Source organism: Ancylobacter tetraedralis (genome assembly GCF_014195655.1).
GTDB classification, from domain to species: Bacteria; Pseudomonadota; Alphaproteobacteria; order Rhizobiales; family Xanthobacteraceae; genus Ancylobacter; species Ancylobacter tetraedralis.
Genome location: NZ_JACICD010000005.1, coordinates 160,977 through 177,637, shown reverse-complemented (window position 1 = coordinate 177,637; position 16,661 = coordinate 160,977). Strand labels below are relative to the sequence as shown.

Below are 16,661 nucleotides of genomic sequence, written 5' to 3'. Positions count from 1 at the left end.
ATGAAGATCGAGGACGTCCGCCGCACCGCCTATTCCATGCCGCTGACCAACCCGTCCTATCCCAGGGGTCCGTACCGCTTCTTCAACCGCGAATTTTTCGTCATCACCTATCGCACCGACCTCGAAGCGCTGCAGAAGGTGGTGCCCGAGCCGCTGAAGGTGGTGGAGCCGATCGTCAAGTATGAGTTCATCCGCATGCCGGATTCGACCGGCTTCGGCGACTATACCGAAACGGGGCAGGTGATCCCGGTCGAGCTGAACGGCGTGAAGGGCGGCTACGTCCATTCCATGTATCTCGACGACGAGGCGCCGACCGCCGGCGGGCGTGAGTTGTGGGGTTTCCCCAAGAAGTTCGCCAAGCCCAGCCTGCGCGTGGAGAGCGACACCCTGGTCGGGACGCTGCATTACGGCAGCGTGCTCTGCACCAGCGCCACCATGGGCTACAAATATGTCGAGCTGGACAAGGACGCCCTGCACAAGTCGCTGCTGGCGCCGAACTGGATGCTCAAGATCATCCCCCATGTCGACGGCTCGGCGCGGGTGCTCGAACTGGTCGAGTACTATCTGGAAAACCTCGTCGTGAAGGAAGCCTGGACCGGCCCGGCCGCGCTCGGCCTGTTCCCGCACGCGCTGGCGGATGTCGCCAAGCTGCCGGTGCTCGAGGTGTTGTCGGCGGCGCATTTCCGCACCGACCTCACCCTTGGCCTTGGCAAGGTGGTGCACGACTATCTGAAGGATTGATCCGGCCGGCCGGCTGGGCCTCACCCGAGGCTCAGCCGCTCGCTCGCCATGAAGCCGAAGGTGAGCGCCAGCCCGAAGGCAATGAGCGCCAGCGCGGCGAGGAATTCCACGCCCACCAGCAGGACCGCCCGGCTTGAGCCCGGACGGTTGGCGGCCAGTCGCACCGCGGTGCGCTTGGCGAAGACCGCGATGGCGGCAATGGCGCTCACGGTTATGGCCGTGCCCACGCCCATCAGCAGTGTCGAGGCGGCGCCGACCCAGAAGATGCCTTGCGTCAGCGCGAAAACCAGCACGAGGATCGCGCCCGAGCAGGGCCGCAGGCCCACCGAGAGCACCGCCCCCCACCATTCGCGCCAGCCGCTGCCCTTGGGTAGGTCCTGCGGCGCCAGCATGTGGGCGTGGTCGTCCCCGCAGTCGCAATCGGCGCCATGAAGATGGCCCGGCGTGCCGCGCCAGGTGGCGAGGAGCGCGCGGCCCTTGATGAAGGCGAGGCGCAGGCCGATCAGCACGATCAGCGCATAGGCAGTCAGCTCGATGAGATAGACCGCGCGGCTCATGGTCGCCGCCGTGGCGCCGAGCACCACCGCGAAAATGCCGGCCACCAGGATGGCGGTCAGCGCCTGCGCGAAGGCGCTGGCGAAGGCGAGGCCGATGCCGCGTTTCAGCGTCGCCTCGTTGGCCAGGAGATAGGAGGAAATCACCGCCTTGCCATGGCCGGGGCCGGCGGCGTGGAAAATGCCATAGGCGAAGGAGATGCCCCCCAGCAGGGCGAGCGCGTGGCCATCCTGCCGGGACTGGCGCACCGCGCTGGTGAGCAGCCGGTAGAATTCCGCCTGCTTGGCCAGGATGAAGCCGGCAATGCCACCGACATCGCCCGGAGGGGAGGGGGCGCCGACGCCGAACGGGCTCTGCGCCAGGGCCGGGTGAAGCGCGGCGGCGCCCATGACCAGGGCGAGGGCCGACAGGAGGAGCCGGCGGTTCACGAGCAGCTCACCGTGACGCGGTTGGCGAATTGCGAGCCGTAATTGCTCGCCGTGGTGAGGGCGTTGAAGAAGCCCTCGGTCAGGTTGGTGGTGTTGACCGCCGCCGGGTCGGGCCGATGCAGGGTGAGCGTACAGCCGCCCGCCGCGCCCGCGAGCTTGATCGGATCGGTGTCGGCCAGCTGGAAGGCGACGAAATAGGTGGGGTCGTAGACGTCCAGCGTCATTGTCCCCTTCTTCGCCACCGGCTGGGCGAAGGGCAGGGTGAAGTGAAGCGTCAGCGACGTACCGTCATAGGTAAGCGAATAGTCTTTCGGCGGCAGCAGGGAAAGCGCATCCTTGCCGCGCTTGGGGTAGGTGAAATAGTCGAATTCCTTGAGGGAATCGATGTTCACCTGGGCCAGTTCCGTGAGGGTCTTCTCGGTCGGCTTGCCGTCCGGCCCGTTGTCGAGCCCCTGCAGCGCGTAGCTGGAGAAGCTTTCATCGAAGGTCCAGTCGTGGCGGATGCCGGTGAGCGTGCCGTCGGGCGCGTAATCGAGGCGGGATTGCACGCTTACCCAGACATGGGGATGGGCGAGGGCCGGGCCCATCAGGGCGGCGAGGGCGAAGGCCGCCGCCAGAAATCGTTTGAGCATCCGTGTCACCGAAGCAGATCGCATTGAGGGATTCGTGGCGGTGCAGTTCGGCGGAAAGGTGACAGCTATTCGTGAAACGACAACGGCCGCCCGAAGGCGGCCGTCAAAGATGCATCACGTTCCGGTGCTTCGCCGGTCGAGCGATGGCTCGCGCCGCCTCGCAGGAGACAGCGGAAGCCGGCTCACGCCGCCTTCTGGGACTTCGGCAGCAGCAGCTTGCGGTTCACCAGCACTTCGGCGATCTGCACCGCGTTGAGCGCGGCGCCCTTGCGCAGGTTGTCCGACACGCACCAGAAGGAGAGGCCGTTTTCCACCGTCGCGTCCTCGCGGATGCGCGAGACATAGGTGGCGTCCTCGCCGGCCGCCTCATAGGGCGTGATGTAGCCGCCGGGCTCGCGCTTGTCGACCACCAGCACGCCCGGCGCCGCGCGCAGCGCCTCGGTGGCTTCCTCGACGGTGATCGGCTTCTCGAACTCGACGTTCACGGCTTCCGAGTGCGAGATGAACACGGGCACGCGGACGGCGGTGCAGGTGAGCTTGATCTTGGGATCCAGGATCTTCTTGGTCTCCACCATCACCTTCCATTCCTCCTTCGTGTAGCCGTCTTCCATGAAGACGTCGATGTGAGGAATGACGTTGAAGGCGATGCGCTTGGGGAACTTCTTCGCTTCCACCGGGTCCGAGACGAACACCGCACGGGTCTGCGAGAACAGCTCGTCCATGGCATCCTTGCCGGCGCCGGAGACGGACTGATAGGTCGCCACCACCACGCGCTTGATCGTCGCCAGATCGTGCAGCGGCTTGAGGGCCACGACGAGCTGGGCGGTCGAGCAGTTCGGGTTGGCGATGATGTTCTTCTTGGTGAAGCCCTTCACCGCGTCGGCATTCACTTCCGGCACGATCAGCGGCACGTCACTGTCGTAACGGAAGGCCGAGGAATTATCGATCACCACGCAGCCCTGACGGCCGATCTTGGGCGACCATTCCTTGGACACGTCGCCGCCGGCCGACATCAGGCAGATGTCGGTGTCGGAGAAGTCGTAATTCTCGAGAGCTTTGATCTTGAGCGTCTTGTCGCCGAAGGAAACCTCCGTCCCGACCGAACGGCGGGAAGCGAGCGCGACCACCTCATCGGCGGGGAAGCCCCGTTCGGCGAGGATGTCGAGCATTTCGCGGCCCACATTGCCTGTGGCACCGACGACGGCGACCTTGTAGCCCATGATCATTCTCCTGAAGGCCCTGCCATTCACAGGCTCGGGCGAGCGCGGGCTTTTACGCGATAAGGCGTCGCAACGCAATGTGCGCGGGTGCCGGCGAACGGTTGCGGCGCTGCGTGCGAAGGGCGTGTGCTAAGGGCGCGTGCCCGCCAGAGGCTCCACCGCGCCGCCCGCCGTTTTCCAGGCGCTGAAGCCGCCGGCAAGGTGGCATATATCCGCCAGACCCATCTCCTGCGCGGTGCGGGTGGCGAGGGCGGAACGCCAGCCGCTGGCGCAGAAGAACACGAAGCGCTTGTCCTGCTGGAAAATCGGCTTGGCATAGGGGCTTTCCGGATCGAGCCAGAATTCCAGCATGCCCCGCGGGCAGGAGAATGCCCCCGGGATCGAACCGTCGCGCTCGCGCTCGCGCGGGTCGCGCAGATCGACGAATACCACGTCGTCCCGGCCCTGCAGGGCCTGAGCCTGTGGCACGTCGATCGCCGTGATCTCGGCCTCCGCTTCGGCGAGAAGCTGCTTGTAGCCCTTCTTCATCATCGCCACTCCCTCCCGAGGCGCTGCCTATTCCGCCGCATCGGCTCCGGCCGCCGGCCGGCCCACGCCAAAACGCTTCGCCACATAGTCCTCGACGATCTTCTTGAAGTCCTCGCGCAGACTCGGGCCGCGCAGGGTCATCGCCTTCTTGCCGTCGAGATAGACCGGGGCGGTGGGGAATTCGCCGGTGCCGGGCAGCGAGATACCGATATCGGCGTGCTTCGACTCACCCGGCCCGTTGACGATGCAGCCCATGACCGCGACGTTGAGCGTCTCCACGCCGGGATAGCGCTTCTTCCACTCCGGCATGGAGGTGCGGATGAAGTCCTGCACCTCGAAGGCGAGTTCCTGGAACGTGGTGGAAGTGGTGCGCCCGCAGCCGGGGCAGGCGGCCACCAGCGGCACGAAGGTGCGCAGGCCCATGGTCTGCAGCATTTCCTGCGCCACCGTCACCTCGCGGGTGCGGTCGCCGCCGGGCTCCGGGGTGAGCGAGACGCGAATGGTGTCGCCTATGCCCTGCTGCAACAGCACGCCCATGGAGGCGGCGGAGGCCACCACGCCCTTGGTGCCCATCCCGGCCTCGGTGAGGCCCAGATGCAGCGCATAGTCGGCACGCCGCGCCAGCTCGGCATAGACGGTGATCAGGTCCTGCACCGCCGAGACCTTGGCGGAGAGGATGATCTTGGTCCTGGGCAGGCCGATCTCCTCGGCCAGCGCGGCGGACAGCAGCGCCGAGCGCACCAGCGCCTCGCGCGTCACGGCGCGGGCATTCGCCGGCTGCGGAAGCTTCGCGTTGGCGTCCATCAGCGCGGTGAGCAGGTCGTCGTCGAGCGAGCCCCAGTTGGCGCCGATGCGCACCGGCTTGTCGTGCTTGATCGCCAGTTCGACGATGGTGGCGAAGTGCCGGTCGCGCTTCTGGCCGAAGCCGACATTGCCGGGGTTGATGCGGTATTTGTCGAGCGCGGCCGCGCAGTTCGGGAACTTCGACAGCAGCAGATGGCCATTATAGTGGAAGTCGCCGACGATGGGGGTGTCGAGCCCTTGTCGGAGCAGGCGCTCCTTGATCGCGGGCACCGCCGCGGCGGCTTCCTCGCGGTCCACCGTGATGCGCACGATCTCCGAACCCGCACGGGCGAGCTGGGCGATCTGCCGGGCGGTGCCCTCCGCATCCGCCGTGTCGGTATTGGTCATGGACTGCACGACCACCGGCGCACCGCCGCCGACGGTGACGTTGCCCACGCGCACGGCGATGGTCTGCCGGCGCGGCGCGGGGCCGGCGGCTTCCAGTCCGGGGGCGACGATGGGGGCGGCGGTCAGGGCATCCATGCGGGATCTCTCGGCGGCGAGCATCTTGCGGGCGAGCATCTGGCTGCAGCGCGGCGATCGGTCCTGCGCTCCCGCGCCATCGGCGCCGCGCCCCGCAGCTTCATCGGGTTAAGCCGGGTGCCCGGCCGCGTCAACGGGCCGATTCCGGGGCGGGTTCCGATGCCTGTTGCCCGGCGGGGGGCTCGATCCCCGCCGCCGCCGTGGCTCGGCAGCGCGCGCAGGTGCCGGGAATCTCGATCACCGAGGCGCGCGGCGCGAAGCCGGCGGCGCGCGCAGCCCAGGCCAGGTCGCGCCCGATGGCGTGCGACGCGACCTCGGAGGTCAGCCCGCAACTCTCGCAGATGAGGAACACGATCACGTCATCGGCGCCGTGGGTGCTTCCACAGGCGATATAGGCGTTGCGGCTCTCGATGCGATGGGCGAGCCCTTCCGCGACCAGGAAGTCGAGCGCGCGGTAGACCGACATGGGCGGCGGCTTGTCGCCCGTGCTGCCGAGCCGTTCGACCAGTTCATAGGCGCCAAGCGGCACATGGCTGTCGGCAAGGCCCTCCAGCACGCGGCGCCGCAGCGGGGTAAGGCGCGCGCCGCGCTCGCCGCAGCTCGCCTCCGCCCGCGCCAGCGCGACGGCGACGCAGGCGCCATGGTCGTGGTCGTGGTGGCCGTCATGCCCCGAGGGGTGCGGACGAGGGGGGTCGCGGGAAGGTGTCATACCGTCATCTTAACCTGCGGCTAGGGATGCGAAAACCACGCGGGCGCATCCATGTGATGCACCGCGATAAAAGCTTTGCACGCCATGCGACCGTGCTAGCCTAGTTGATGTGGGAATTCCAATGGCATGGCGCGAGGCCCGGGGGGCTCGGCCGGCCTCGACACATGTGCAGGAGCGCCTTCGATGCTTAAGGGTAAGAACGCCGTCGTCACCGGCTCCACCAGCGGGATCGGCCTCGCCATCGCCCGCGCGCTCGCTGCGGAAGGCGTGAATGTCACGCTGAACGGCTTCGGCGATGCGGCGGCGATCGAGAAGGAACGTGCCGGCATCGAGAGCGAATTCGGCGTCAAGGCGATCTATTCCGCCGCCGACCTCACCAAGGGCTCGGAATGCGCGGGCCTGGTGAAGTTCGCCGAGGACACGCTCGGCTCCGTCGATATCCTGGTGAACAATGCCGGCGTGCAGCACGTTTCGCCGGTCGAGGACTTCCCGGACGACAAGTGGGACCTCATCATCGCGCTCAACCTGTCCGCCGCCTTCCACGCCATCAAGGCGGCGGTGCCGGGCATGAAGGCGCGCAAATGGGGCCGCATCATCAACACCGCCTCGGCGCATGCGCTGGTCGCCTCGCCGTTCAAGTCGGCCTATGTCTCGGCCAAGCACGGCATTGCCGGCCTGACCAAGACCGTGGCGCTGGAGACCGCCACCTTCGGCATCACCGTCAATGCCATCTGCCCCGGCTATGTCTGGACCCCGCTGGTGGAGAAGCAGATCCCCGATACCGCCAAGGCGCGCGGCATCACCGAGGAGCAGGTGAAGGACTTCCTGCTGGCCGAGCAGCCGACCAAGGAATTCGTGACGGTCGATCAGGTGGCGGCGCTGGCCGTGTTCCTCGCCGGTGACAGTGCCCGGTCGATCACCGGCTCGCTGCAGCAGATCGACGGCGGCTGGGTCGCCGAATAAGCCTGGGAACGGAGACGCCGCATGGCCGAAACCCCGAAGAAGCCGGTACGGCGCGGCCGCGCCAAAGCCGCCGCCGACTCTCCCGCCGACAGCGTCGCCAGCCCGGCGACGCAGACCGCCGCCACCCGCGAGCTGGCCGCCGAGCCGCCCGCGCTGGCGCCGGTCACACCGGAGGTGACGGCGCCGGTCGAGGCCGGTGCGCTGGAGGCGGGTTCCGGGGAGGCCGTGCCGCGTGAGCCGGCGGCCGACGCGCCGGTCGCCGCGTCTCCCGAGCCCGTGGCGACACCCGCGCCTCGGCGGGGGCGTCGGCCCACCGCGAAAACGGTGGTTGCCGACCCCGCGTCCTCCGGGGAGGGCGTGGAGCCGGCCGCCGCCGTGGCCACCGCGACGGAAGAGCCCGCGCCCCTCGCTACGGCGCCCGCCAAGAATGCGCGGACCAAGACAGCGCCTGCGACAAGCGCGCCGGCCGAGAGCAAGCCAGCTGCCCGCAAGCCCGCTACCGGCAAGCCCGCCGCCCGCAGGGCCGCGAAGGCGGCGAGCCCGCCGGTCGAAACCGTCGCCGCGGCGCTGGCGACCCCGACCGGCAAGGGCGAGGTCCGGCACACGCCCGGCCCCGCGGCCGAGGCCAAGGCGGCGTCCGGCGCCAAGGGACCGCAGCTCAAGCCGATCAATCTGGGGCTGCAAGGCGGGGGCGCGCATGGCGCCTTCACCTGGGGCGTGCTCGACCGGCTGCTGGAAGATGGGCGCATCGTCGTCGAGGGGATTTCCGGCACCAGCGCCGGCGCGATGAACGCGGCGGTGCTGGCGACCGGCCTCGCGCGTGGCGGCAACCAGGGCGGGCGCGAGGCGCTCGACCGCTATTGGCGCGCGGTTTCCAAGGATGGGCGCACCAGCCCGCTGCAGCGCACGCTGCTCGACCGGCTGATGGGCAACTGGTCGCTCAACGGCAATCCCACCTACATCGCCTTCGACATGATGAGCCGGTTCCTGTCGCCCTACGATCTCAACCCGCTCAACATCAATCCGCTGATGGAGCTGATCGAGGAACATGTCGACTTCAAGGAACTGCAGTCCTGCAATCATGTCCACGTGTTCGTGTCCGCCACGAATGTGCATACCGGCAAGGCACGGGTCTTCGCCAAGCACGAATTGACCGCGCAGGCGATCATGGCCTCGGCCTGTCTGCCCTTCATGTTCCAGGCGGTGGAAATCGACGGCGTGCCCTATTGGGACGGCGGCTACATGGGCAATCCGGCGCTTTATCCGTTCTATAACGCGGTGAAGACCGACGACATCCTGCTGGTGCAGATCAACCCGATCATCCGCCGCGAGACGCCGAAGACGGCGCGCGACATCAACAACCGGATGAACGAGATCACCTTCAACGCCTCGCTGCTGGCGCAGCTGCGCGCGGCCGAGTTCGTCACCCGCCTGCTGGACAGCGGCAAGCTGAAGAAGAAGGGCGGCGGCGTGGATGGCTATCGCGACCTGCGCCTGCACCGCATCGACGGGGCGGAAAAGCTGGTGAATCTCGACGCCTCGACCAAGATGAATGCCGAGTGGGAATTCCTCGTCTACCTCAAGGCCATCGGCCGGGAGGCGGCCGAGGCCTTCCTGGAAGCCCATTTCGACGATATCGGCGTGCGCTCCACGCTCGACGTCCGCGAGGAGCTTCGCCGCGGCTAGGGCCGGATGCGATCCGATTGAACCCGGCGGATCGGTCAATCCGCCCCCAAACCCGTGATCGAGCCCGCGTCGATTGAAGTGCCGCGCAATCAGATCGATGCGGGCTCCAGGGCCTGTCGCGGGGCGGCGGCACCGGATCCCCGTGAAAATGCTGCCGGTCCCCGAGGCCGTGCATCCTCCGACCGGATGATGCGCGGGACATCAGGCTCTCGACGCCTCGGCGCTTTTGTGGTGTGACGGCGCCATGAGCTTCCCCGACACCTCCCTCGCGGCCGCCCCTTTCGACATCGCCGCCCGCGTGCTGCATCGCGATGGCATGATGCTGGTCATCGACAAGCCGCCGGGGCTGGCGGTGCACAAGGGCCCCAAGGGCGGGGAGACGCTGGCCGATCATCTCGACGCGTTGCGCTTCGGCCTGCCGGCCGCCCCCGAACTCGCGCATCGCCTCGACAAGGACACGTCCGGCTGCCTCGTGCTCGGCCGTCACCGCAAGGCGCTGGCCGAGCTGGGCAAGGCCTTCGCCGATGGCACGGTGGGCAAGACCTACATGGCGGTGGTGCGCGGCGTGCCCGGCGAGGCGCGCGGGCGCATCGAGCTGAAGCTCGCCAAGCGCTCCCCCACGCGCGGCTGGTGGATGGCGGTCGATCCGCGCGGCCAGGAGGCGATCACCGAATGGGAGACCCTTGCCGCCGGCGAGGGCTTCGCCATGCTGGCGCTCTCTCCGCTCACCGGCCGCACCCACCAGCTGCGCGTGCATCTCGACGCGATCGGCCACCCGATCCTCGGCGACAGCATCTATGGCGGGGCTTCGCGCCTGCCGGGCGGGCCGATCCTGCATCTTCATGCGCGCCGCGTGGTGGTCCCGCAGCGGCAGGGCCGTCCGCCGATCGACGTGCGCGCCTCGTTGCCCGGCCACATGCGGGCGACGCTGGAGCGCGCCGGCCTCGACCCCGCCACGCTGGAGGCAGCGGCCGATACTGTCGCCTTCTCGAAGCTGGGCTAGGCCAGCCCGTTGCGCGCCAGCCCGTCGCGCGCCAGCCCGTCGCGCGCTAGGCCGGCCCCGACCTGACCGGCGCCGAAAAGGCCCGGCGTCGGATGAGTGATCACCGATACCGGCGTCGCGGCGAGGCGCTCATCGAAAGGCGGGTGCTCCAGGAAGGCCTCCATGAAAGGGGAGCCCGCGAAGAGCGGAACGAGGCCCGCCGAGACGCCGCCGGCCAGGAACACGCCGCCGCGCGCGTCGAACAGCAAAGCGAGGTCGCCCGCGATGCGGCCGAATACCCGCAGGAAGATGTGGCAGCTTTCCAGCGCCTCCTCATCGCCCGCCTCAGCGGCGGCGATGACGGCATGGGATTCCAGCCGATCGCCGGAAAACACTTGATGCACGCGGGCAAGCCCGGAGCCGGACAGCACGTTCTCGACGCTCACCGTGCCGCCGAAGGCGCGCGACAGATGGGCGAGCAGGCGCGCCTCCTGCACATTGACGGCGCCGAGCCGCACATGACCGCCCTCGCCCTTGACCACCGTCGCATGGCCCGGCACGCGCACCAGCGCGGCCGTGCCGAAGCCGGTGCCGGGCCCGCAGGCGAGGCAGGGGGCGTCCGGTGCGGCATGGCCGGGATTGATCGTCACCACATCGTCCGCGCCAAGCGCCGGCACGCCATGGGCCAAGGCCTCGAAATCGTTGAGCACGGCAAGCCGGTCCCAGCCGAAGCGCGCGCTCAATTCCGGGCGGGTGAAGGCCCAGTCGCGATTGGTGAGCCTCACCTCCTCGATGTCCACCGGGCCGGCAATGGCCAGCACCGCGCCGCGCACCGCATGGGCGGCGGCCGGGTCGCGGGCGGCGAGGTCGGCCTCGATCATTGATTCGAAACCAGCGAACGAATCATTGCGATGGATCTGGATGTCGCTCGGCACGCCATCGACGCCCACCAGGGCAAGGCGCGAGGAGGTTCCGCCGATATCGGCGATCAGGATCAGATGGGACATGAAACCAGCGCTGCGGAGACGGCCTCGGGGTGAGGAAGGATAGGAGACGATCTTGCCCGCTTTCACAAGGGAGGCGGTGCGACGTGGCGTCATCCTTCCCCTTCCGGGCGTCTTGCGGCCATCGCGATGTTGCCTTCGCGCGCGTGCCGGCCTAGTGCCATCGACGATGAACACGAAATCACCTGCACCGCGCCGTTCCCGCGCGAACGCTCCCGCCGGCGCCCGGCCCCCCGAGGCGCCGGGCCTTGCCGTGCGCCGCGCCGCCGCCGAGGCGATCGACGCGGTGATGGAGAAGGCACGCCCGCTCGAGGAGGTGATCGAGCGGGCGGCGCGCGGCCTCGACGATCGCGACCGGGCGCTCGCCCGCATGATCGCCGCCACCGTGCTGCGCCGTCTCGGCAGCCTGCGCGCGCTGGTGCGCTCCACGCTGGAGCGCGCCCTGCCGGAGAAGGCGCGCCGGGTGGAGACGCTGCTGCTGATCGGCGCCGCGCAGATCCTGTTCATGGATGTGCCCGACCACGCCGCGGTGGCGACCAGCGTGGAACTCGCCGGCGAGGATCAGTCCACCGCCGGCTTCAAGGGGCTGGTCAATGCCGTGCTGCGGCGGATCGCCCGGGAGGGCCGGGCGGCGCTCCCCGATGTGGCCGACCAGCCGCCATGGTTGATCGATGGCTGGGCGAACGCCTATGGCGCGCCGATGGCGCAGGCCATTTCCCGGGCGCTCGCCAGCGAGGCGGCGCTCGACCTCACGGTCAAGAGCGATGCCGCCGGCTGGGCCGAGCGACTGGGCGGGAGGGTGCTGCCCACCGGCACGGTGCGGCTGGCCGAGGCGGGCAACGTGCCCGCGCTGCCCGGATTCGCCGATGGCGAATGGTGGGTGCAGGACGCGGCGGCGGCGCTGCCGGCGCGGCTCTTGGGTGCCGGACCCGGCCAGCGCGTGGCGGATCTGTGCGCGGCGCCGGGCGGCAAGACCGCACAGCTCGCGGCGACCGGCGCGCAAGTGGTGGCGCTGGACCGCTCGGGCCCGCGCCTGCGCCGGCTGCAGCAGAATCTCGACCGTCTCCATCTTACGGCGGAGATCGTGGAAGCCGATGCCGCCTCGTGGAAGGGCGGGCCGTTCGACGCCGTGCTGATCGACGCGCCCTGCTCGGCGACCGGCACGATCCGCCGCCATCCCGACGTCGCCTGGACCAAGGCGCCGGCCGACATTGCCAGCCTCGGTGCGCTGCAGGCGCGCATCCTCGCCCATGCCGGCGACCTTGTCCGGCCGGGCGGGCTGCTGGTGTTCTCCACCTGCTCGCTGGAGCCGGAGGAGGGCGAGCGGCAGGTCGAGGCCTTCCTGGCCGCGCGGCCCGATTTCACCCGCGATCCCGTCCTGCCGGGCGAATGCGGCATCGCCGCCGAGTGGATCAATCCGCAGGGCGAGGTGCGCACGCTGCCCGTGCACCTGCCCGATGAGGACCCGCGCTTCGCCGGGCTGGACGGCTTCTTCGCCGCCCGGCTGCGCCGCGGTTGAAAGCGGCTTCCGGACCGCTGCGGTTGGACCTTGGTTTCGGCTTGGTTAAGCTGGCCGTTCGGGAGGAGCGCTCGGTGCCTGAGAAGTTCGACCGGAATCGACGAGGAACGAGGCGCTGATGGCCCGCAATGTCTATGCGGACCGTGGCCGGCTAACGCGGTTCGTGCTCGATTCCGCCTGGCGGCGCCTGCGCACCCGGCTGATCGCCCACCGCTGGTACCCCTGGCGTTCGCGCTCCGTCGCGGTGCCCTCGCGGCTGATCTTCGCCCCCCATGACCTGCGCACGGGGGATCCGACGCGGGCGACCGAGTTCTATTCCGGCCGCTTCGCCTTTGCCGGCAAGGCGGTGCTGACCGATGGCGCCTCCCCCTTCGAGGTCGATCCGCCCTCGCGGGAATGGGCCGAGGAACTGATGGCGTTCGGCTGGCTGCGCCACATGCAGGCGGCGGGAACCTCGATCGCACGGGCCAATGCGCGGGCGCTGGTGGGTGACTGGATCACCCTGCGCGGCCACCGCGCGCCCGTCGCTCTCACGCCGGAAATCGCCGCGCGGCGCGTCATCAACTGGCTGACGCAGGCGCCGCTGATCCTCCAGGACGCCGATCCCGCCTTCCACCGTCGTTTCATCCGCAGCCTCACCTCGCAGGTGCGCTACCTCAAGCGGGTGGTGCCGCATGTGCGCGACGGGCGCCCGCGGCTCGATTGCGCGCTGGCGCTGGCCTTCGCCAGCCTGTGCATGGCCGATCAGGCGCGGCTCATCCGCTTTGCCCAGAAGCGGCTGTCGGACGAACTGGACCGGCAGGTGCTGGCCGATGGCGGCCATGTCGGACGCAATCCCGGCCTGTTGATCGAACTGCTGCTCGACCTGCTGCCGCTGCGCCAGAGCTATGGCGCGCGCCACCTGCCGCCGCCGCCGGCGCTGCTCAACGCGATCGACCGCATGATGCCGATGCTGCGCTTCTTCCGGCATGGCGACGGTGTCTTCGCCCATTTCAACGGCATGGGGCCGACACCTGCCGACTGGCTCGCCACCGTGACGGCCTATGACGATGCGCGCGGCCGGCCGGTGTCGAACGCGCCCTATTCCGGCTATCAGCGCATGGAGGCCGGCGGCACGGTGGTGATCGCCGATACCGGCGCGCCCCCGCCCATCGCCTTCAGCCATGAGGCTCATGCGGGGTGCCTTTCCTTCGAGCTGTCGTCGGGGCGCAGCCGCGTCGTGGTCAATTGCGGCATGCCCGCCACCGGGCGGGAAAAGTGGCGCGCGGTGGCCCGCCAGACCGCCGCCCACTCGACCGCCGTGATCGAGGATGCCTCGTCCTGCCGCTTCATTGCCGGCGGCCTGCTCGGCCGGCTGTGCGGCTCGCCTGTCATCGAGGGGCCGGCGGAGCTGCATGTCGACCGGGGCGAGCGCGGCGGCGCGGATGTGCTGCGCGCCAGCCATGACGGCTATGTCCGGCGCTTCGATCTCGTTCACCAGCGCTCCTGGCGCCTGTCGCCGGATGGCCTGCGGCTCGATGGCGAGGACCTGTTCCGTATCGCCCAGGGCGAGACCATCTCGCCCGAGCATCGCGACCGCTATGCCATTCGCTTCCACCTCCATCCCGCCGTGCAGCCCGCGCGGGCGGCCGACGGGCATACGGTGATCCTGCGGCTGCCGGACGGCGACCAGTGGGCCTTCACCGCGCCGGACCATCTGGTCAGCATCGAGGAGAGCATCATCTTCGCCTCCAGCAGCGGACCGCGCTCGACCGGGCAACTGGTGATCACCGGGCGCGCCCATATCGCGGCGCGGGTACCCTGGGCCTTCATGCGGATGCGCGCCGCGCGGGCGTGAGGCGAGCCCGGCGCGCGGCAGGGCTGCGGCCGGCAAAGGTTCACCTCGCGGCGCAGACGTGATAGGGCGGCGCCTTGTTCATCCCGCAAGAGCAATGATCTGCCATGTCCACCGATGTCCGCCCGATCGCCCGCGCTCTCCTCTCGGTCTCCGACAAGACCGGGCTGGTGGCCTTCGCCCAGACGCTCGCCGCGCGTGGCGTGGAGCTGGTTTCGACCGGCGGCACCCGCAGGGCGCTTGCCGATGCCGGGCTGAAGGTGCTCGACGTATCCGACCTCACCGGTTTCCCGGAGATGATGGACGGCCGGGTCAAGACGCTGCACCCCGCGGTGCATGGCGGCATCCTCGCCATTCGCGACAATGCCGAGCACCAGGCCGCGATGACGGCGCACGGCATCGGCCCGATCGACCTCGTGGTCGTGAACCTCTATCCGTTCGAGGCGACGGTGGCGCGTGGCGCCGGCTATGACGAATGCGTCGAGAATATCGACATTGGTGGGCCGGCCATGATCCGCGCCGCCGCCAAGAACCATGCCGATGTCGCGGTCGTGGTCGACCCTTCGGGCTATGAGACCGTGCTTGCCGAGCTCGGCGCGCAGGGCGGCACCACGCTGGCGACCCGCCGCAAGCTGGCGCAGCTGGCCTATGCCCGCACCGCCACCTATGACGCAGCTATCACCCGCTGGTTTGCCGAAGTGGAGCAGGATACCACGCCGCGCACCCGCATCTTCGACGGCACGCTGGCGGAAGCGCTGCGCTATGGCGAGAACCCGCACCAGAGCGCGGCGTTCTATCGCGGCGGCGCGGCCCGTCCCGGCGTCGCCACCGCGCGGCAGCTGCAGGGCAAGGCGCTTTCCTACAACAACCTCAACGACACCGATGCCGCCTATGAGGCGGTGGCGGAGTTCGATCCCGCCCACGGCCCGGCGGTGGTCATCGTCAAGCACGCCAACCCGTGCGGCGTCGCGCAGGGCGCCACGCTGGTGGAGGCTTATGCCAGGGCGCTGGCCTGCGACCCCACCTCCGCCTTCGGCGGCATCGTGGCGCTGAACCGCACGCTCGATGCCGAGGCGGCGCGCGCCATTGTCGAGATCTTCACCGAGGTGATCGTCGCCCCCGATGCGACGGAAGAAGCCGCGGCCATCGTCGGCGCCAAGAAGAACCTGCGCCTGCTGGTGACGGGCGCGCTGCCCGATCCGCGCGCGGCCGGAACGCTGGTGAAATCGCTGGCGGGCGGCCTGCTCGTGCAGTCGCGCGACAATGCTGTCGTGGACGACATGGCCCTGACGGTCGTCACCAAGCGCGCGCCGAGCCCCAAGGAACTGGCGGACCTCGCCTTCGCCTTCCGCGTCGCCAAGCATGTGAAGTCGAATGCCATCGTCTATGCGAAGGACCTGGCGACGGTCGGCATCGGCGCGGGCCAGATGAGCCGCGTCGATTCCGCGCGCATCGCCGCGCTCAAGGCGCAGGAAGCGGCGACCGCCGCCGGGCTCGACGAGACGCTGACGCGCGGATCGGTGGTGGCGTCCGATGCGTTCTTCCCCTTTGCCGATGGCCTTCTCACCGCCATCGCGGCGGGGGCGACCGCGGTGATCCAGCCGGGCGGCTCCATTCGCGATCAGGACGTGATCGCCGCGGCGGACGAGGCCGGCATCGCCATGGTGTTCACCGGCGTGCGCCACTTCCGCCACTGAGCGGGGCGACCCAATGAAAAAGGGCCGGCTTGCGCCGGCCCTCTCCCCCCACCGTTCTTGCGCCCCTCAGAAGCGGTAGGTAACGCCCACGCCGACAATCCAGGGATTGAGGTCCGCCTTGCCGGTGAGCGGCGTGCCGGAAACCGTGACGTCGAAATCCGGCTCCAGGAACAGCTTCTTCACGTCGACGTTGAAGCCCCAGTGTTCGTCGATCATGTAGTCGAAGCCGGCCTGCAGCGCCCAGCCCCAGGTGTCCTTCACGTCGAGCGAGTCCGCGGAATCGGCCTTCTGGTTGAAGAAGAACGTGTAGTTCACTCCCGCGCCGACATAGGGCTGGAACTTGCCGAAATCGGTGAAGTGGTACTGCAGGGTCAGGGTCGGCGGCAGCAGCCACGTTTCGCCGATCTTGCCGAGGCTGGAGATCGTGCCGGCGCCGTCAATATTGTGCTTCGTCACGCCGAGGATGAGTTCGGCCGCCCAGTTCTTGGAGAAGAAGTAGGTGATGTCGAGCTCGGGAACCACCGAGCTGGAATAGTCGAGGTCCGAACCGGGCACGCCGTTGACCGAGCCGCCACCATCGGGAATGACGCCGAGCACGCGCACGCGCAACTGCCAGGGGTTGAACTCCTCGACGACCGGCGCCACCGGCGCCTTGTAGACCGGCGTGGCGATGTCCGCCGCCGCCGCCGGTGCGGCCGCTGCGACGAGCGCGAGAGGGGACACCGTCAGCGCGAGAAGTGCCGCGAGGGCGGTGAACATGTTCAGTGCCGGACGACGTGTAGACATCGGTAAAACCCCAGTTAGCCCAAGCCCGGATCATCGTCCGGTTCATGAGGC

Annotated in this window: 15 protein-coding genes; 7 read left to right on the top strand and 8 right to left on the bottom strand. The window is 69.0% G+C overall.

The genetic code is table 11. The features are described 5' to 3' along the window. Positions 1-741, top strand: coding sequence for an acetoacetate decarboxylase (locus tag FHS55_RS14395; RefSeq protein ID WP_183190462.1), 741 nt, complete (start codon positions 1-3; stop codon positions 739-741). 20 nt (positions 742-761) lie between these two features. Here the strand turns inward: FHS55_RS14395 and FHS55_RS14390 are convergent, their stop codons facing one another. The 6 genes from FHS55_RS14390 to FHS55_RS14365 all read right to left on the bottom strand — a co-directional run bounded on the left by FHS55_RS14390 (position 762) and on the right by FHS55_RS14365 (position 6,139). After that, positions 762-1,724 carry a nickel/cobalt transporter gene (locus FHS55_RS14390; protein ID WP_343056155.1) on the bottom strand — a complete coding sequence of 321 codons (963 nt, stop codon included), beginning with the start codon at positions 1,722-1,724 and terminating at the stop codon, positions 762-764. After that, entirely contained in the window at positions 1,721-2,356 is a 636-nt protein-coding gene (locus tag FHS55_RS14385) for a DUF1007 family protein (RefSeq protein WP_246340162.1), read from the bottom strand. The genes FHS55_RS14390 and FHS55_RS14385 overlap by 4 nt, the downstream gene beginning before the upstream one ends. 182 nt (positions 2,357-2,538) lie before the next feature. Then, the gene (locus FHS55_RS14380; protein WP_183190460.1) at positions 2,539-3,576 is read right to left on the bottom strand and encodes an aspartate-semialdehyde dehydrogenase; all 1,038 of its coding nucleotides are present in this window, start codon (positions 3,574-3,576) and stop codon (positions 2,539-2,541) included. 129 nt (positions 3,577-3,705) lie between these two features. Continuing rightward, on the bottom strand, positions 3,706-4,104 hold the full coding sequence (locus FHS55_RS14375; RefSeq protein WP_183190668.1) for a rhodanese-like domain-containing protein: 399 nt from the start codon (positions 4,102-4,104) through the stop codon (positions 3,706-3,708). 27 nt (positions 4,105-4,131) lie between these two features. Continuing rightward, positions 4,132-5,430: a flavodoxin-dependent (E)-4-hydroxy-3-methylbut-2-enyl-diphosphate synthase gene (gene ispG / locus FHS55_RS14370; protein WP_183190459.1), complete on the bottom strand. Its 1,299-nt coding sequence runs from the start codon at positions 5,428-5,430 to the stop codon at positions 4,132-4,134. Positions 5,431-5,560: 130 nt separating this feature from the next. Further along, positions 5,561-6,139, bottom strand: a complete 579-nt coding sequence (locus FHS55_RS14365; protein WP_183190458.1) for a Fur family transcriptional regulator — start codon at positions 6,137-6,139, stop codon at positions 5,561-5,563. 183 nt (positions 6,140-6,322) lie between these two features. Between FHS55_RS14365 and FHS55_RS14360 the strand changes: the two genes are divergently transcribed. The 3 genes from FHS55_RS14360 to FHS55_RS14350 all read left to right on the top strand — a co-directional run bounded on the left by FHS55_RS14360 (position 6,323) and on the right by FHS55_RS14350 (position 9,791). Then, on the top strand, positions 6,323-7,102 hold the full coding sequence (locus tag FHS55_RS14360) for a 3-hydroxybutyrate dehydrogenase (RefSeq protein ID WP_183190457.1): 780 nt from the start codon (positions 6,323-6,325) through the stop codon (positions 7,100-7,102). Between the two features lie 21 nt (positions 7,103-7,123). Then, positions 7,124-8,788: a patatin-like phospholipase family protein gene (locus FHS55_RS14355; RefSeq protein WP_281379632.1), complete on the top strand. Its 1,665-nt coding sequence runs from the start codon at positions 7,124-7,126 to the stop codon at positions 8,786-8,788. A 244-nt stretch (positions 8,789-9,032) separates the two neighbouring features. Further along, positions 9,033-9,791: an RluA family pseudouridine synthase gene (locus tag FHS55_RS14350; protein WP_183190456.1), complete on the top strand. Its 759-nt coding sequence runs from the start codon at positions 9,033-9,035 to the stop codon at positions 9,789-9,791. Here FHS55_RS14350 and FHS55_RS14345 read toward each other — a convergent pair. Further along, positions 9,788-10,777: a glucokinase gene (locus tag FHS55_RS14345; protein WP_183190455.1), complete on the bottom strand. Its 990-nt coding sequence runs from the start codon at positions 10,775-10,777 to the stop codon at positions 9,788-9,790. The genes FHS55_RS14350 and FHS55_RS14345 overlap by 4 nt on opposite strands. A gap of 166 nt (positions 10,778-10,943) precedes the next feature. Between FHS55_RS14345 and FHS55_RS14340 the strand changes: the two genes are divergently transcribed. The 3 genes from FHS55_RS14340 to purH all read left to right on the top strand — a co-directional run bounded on the left by FHS55_RS14340 (position 10,944) and on the right by purH (position 15,824). Next, positions 10,944-12,293: an RsmB/NOP family class I SAM-dependent RNA methyltransferase gene (locus FHS55_RS14340; protein WP_183190454.1), complete on the top strand. Its 1,350-nt coding sequence runs from the start codon at positions 10,944-10,946 to the stop codon at positions 12,291-12,293. A 118-nt stretch (positions 12,294-12,411) separates the two neighbouring features. Further along, the gene (locus tag FHS55_RS14335) at positions 12,412-14,130 is read left to right on the top strand and encodes a heparinase II/III family protein (protein ID WP_183190453.1); all 1,719 of its coding nucleotides are present in this window, start codon (positions 12,412-12,414) and stop codon (positions 14,128-14,130) included. 104 nt (positions 14,131-14,234) lie between these two features. Beyond that, positions 14,235-15,824: a bifunctional phosphoribosylaminoimidazolecarboxamide formyltransferase/IMP cyclohydrolase gene (gene purH / locus FHS55_RS14330; protein WP_183190452.1), complete on the top strand. Its 1,590-nt coding sequence runs from the start codon at positions 14,235-14,237 to the stop codon at positions 15,822-15,824. Positions 15,825-15,890: 66 nt separating this feature from the next. Here the strand turns inward: purH and FHS55_RS14325 are convergent, their stop codons facing one another. Then, entirely contained in the window at positions 15,891-16,589 is a 699-nt protein-coding gene (locus tag FHS55_RS14325) for an OmpW/AlkL family protein (protein WP_183190666.1), read from the bottom strand. Between the last annotated feature and the right edge of the window lie 72 nt (positions 16,590-16,661).

Bases quoted from the DNA above. Each gene is read 5' to 3' on its own strand.
- FHS55_RS14375 (WP_183190668.1), bottom strand. From the start codon at position 4,104: ATGAAGAAGGGCTACAAGCAGCTTCTCGCCGAAGCGGAGGCCGAGATC.
- FHS55_RS14345 (WP_183190455.1), bottom strand. From the start codon at position 10,777: ATGTCCCATCTGATCCTGATCGCCGATATCGGCGGAACCTCCTCGCGC.
- purH (WP_183190452.1), top strand. From the start codon at position 14,235: ATGTCCACCGATGTCCGCCCGATCGCCCGCGCTCTCCTCTCGGTCTCC.
- FHS55_RS14355 (WP_281379632.1), top strand. From the start codon at position 7,124: ATGGCCGAAACCCCGAAGAAGCCGGTACGGCGCGGCCGCGCCAAAGCC.
- FHS55_RS14335 (WP_183190453.1), top strand. From the start codon at position 12,412: ATGGCCCGCAATGTCTATGCGGACCGTGGCCGGCTAACGCGGTTCGTG.
- FHS55_RS14360 (WP_183190457.1), top strand. From the start codon at position 6,323: ATGCTTAAGGGTAAGAACGCCGTCGTCACCGGCTCCACCAGCGGGATC.
- FHS55_RS14365 (WP_183190458.1), bottom strand. From the start codon at position 6,139: ATGACACCTTCCCGCGACCCCCCTCGTCCGCACCCCTCGGGGCATGAC.
- FHS55_RS14385 (WP_246340162.1), bottom strand. From the start codon at position 2,356: ATGCTCAAACGATTTCTGGCGGCGGCCTTCGCCCTCGCCGCCCTGATG.
- FHS55_RS14350 (WP_183190456.1), top strand. From the start codon at position 9,033: ATGAGCTTCCCCGACACCTCCCTCGCGGCCGCCCCTTTCGACATCGCC.
- FHS55_RS14340 (WP_183190454.1), top strand. From the start codon at position 10,944: ATGAACACGAAATCACCTGCACCGCGCCGTTCCCGCGCGAACGCTCCC.
- FHS55_RS14380 (WP_183190460.1), bottom strand. From the start codon at position 3,576: ATGGGCTACAAGGTCGCCGTCGTCGGTGCCACAGGCAATGTGGGCCGC.
- FHS55_RS14395 (WP_183190462.1), top strand. From the start codon at position 1: ATGAAGATCGAGGACGTCCGCCGCACCGCCTATTCCATGCCGCTGACC.
- ispG (WP_183190459.1), bottom strand. From the start codon at position 5,430: ATGGATGCCCTGACCGCCGCCCCCATCGTCGCCCCCGGACTGGAAGCC.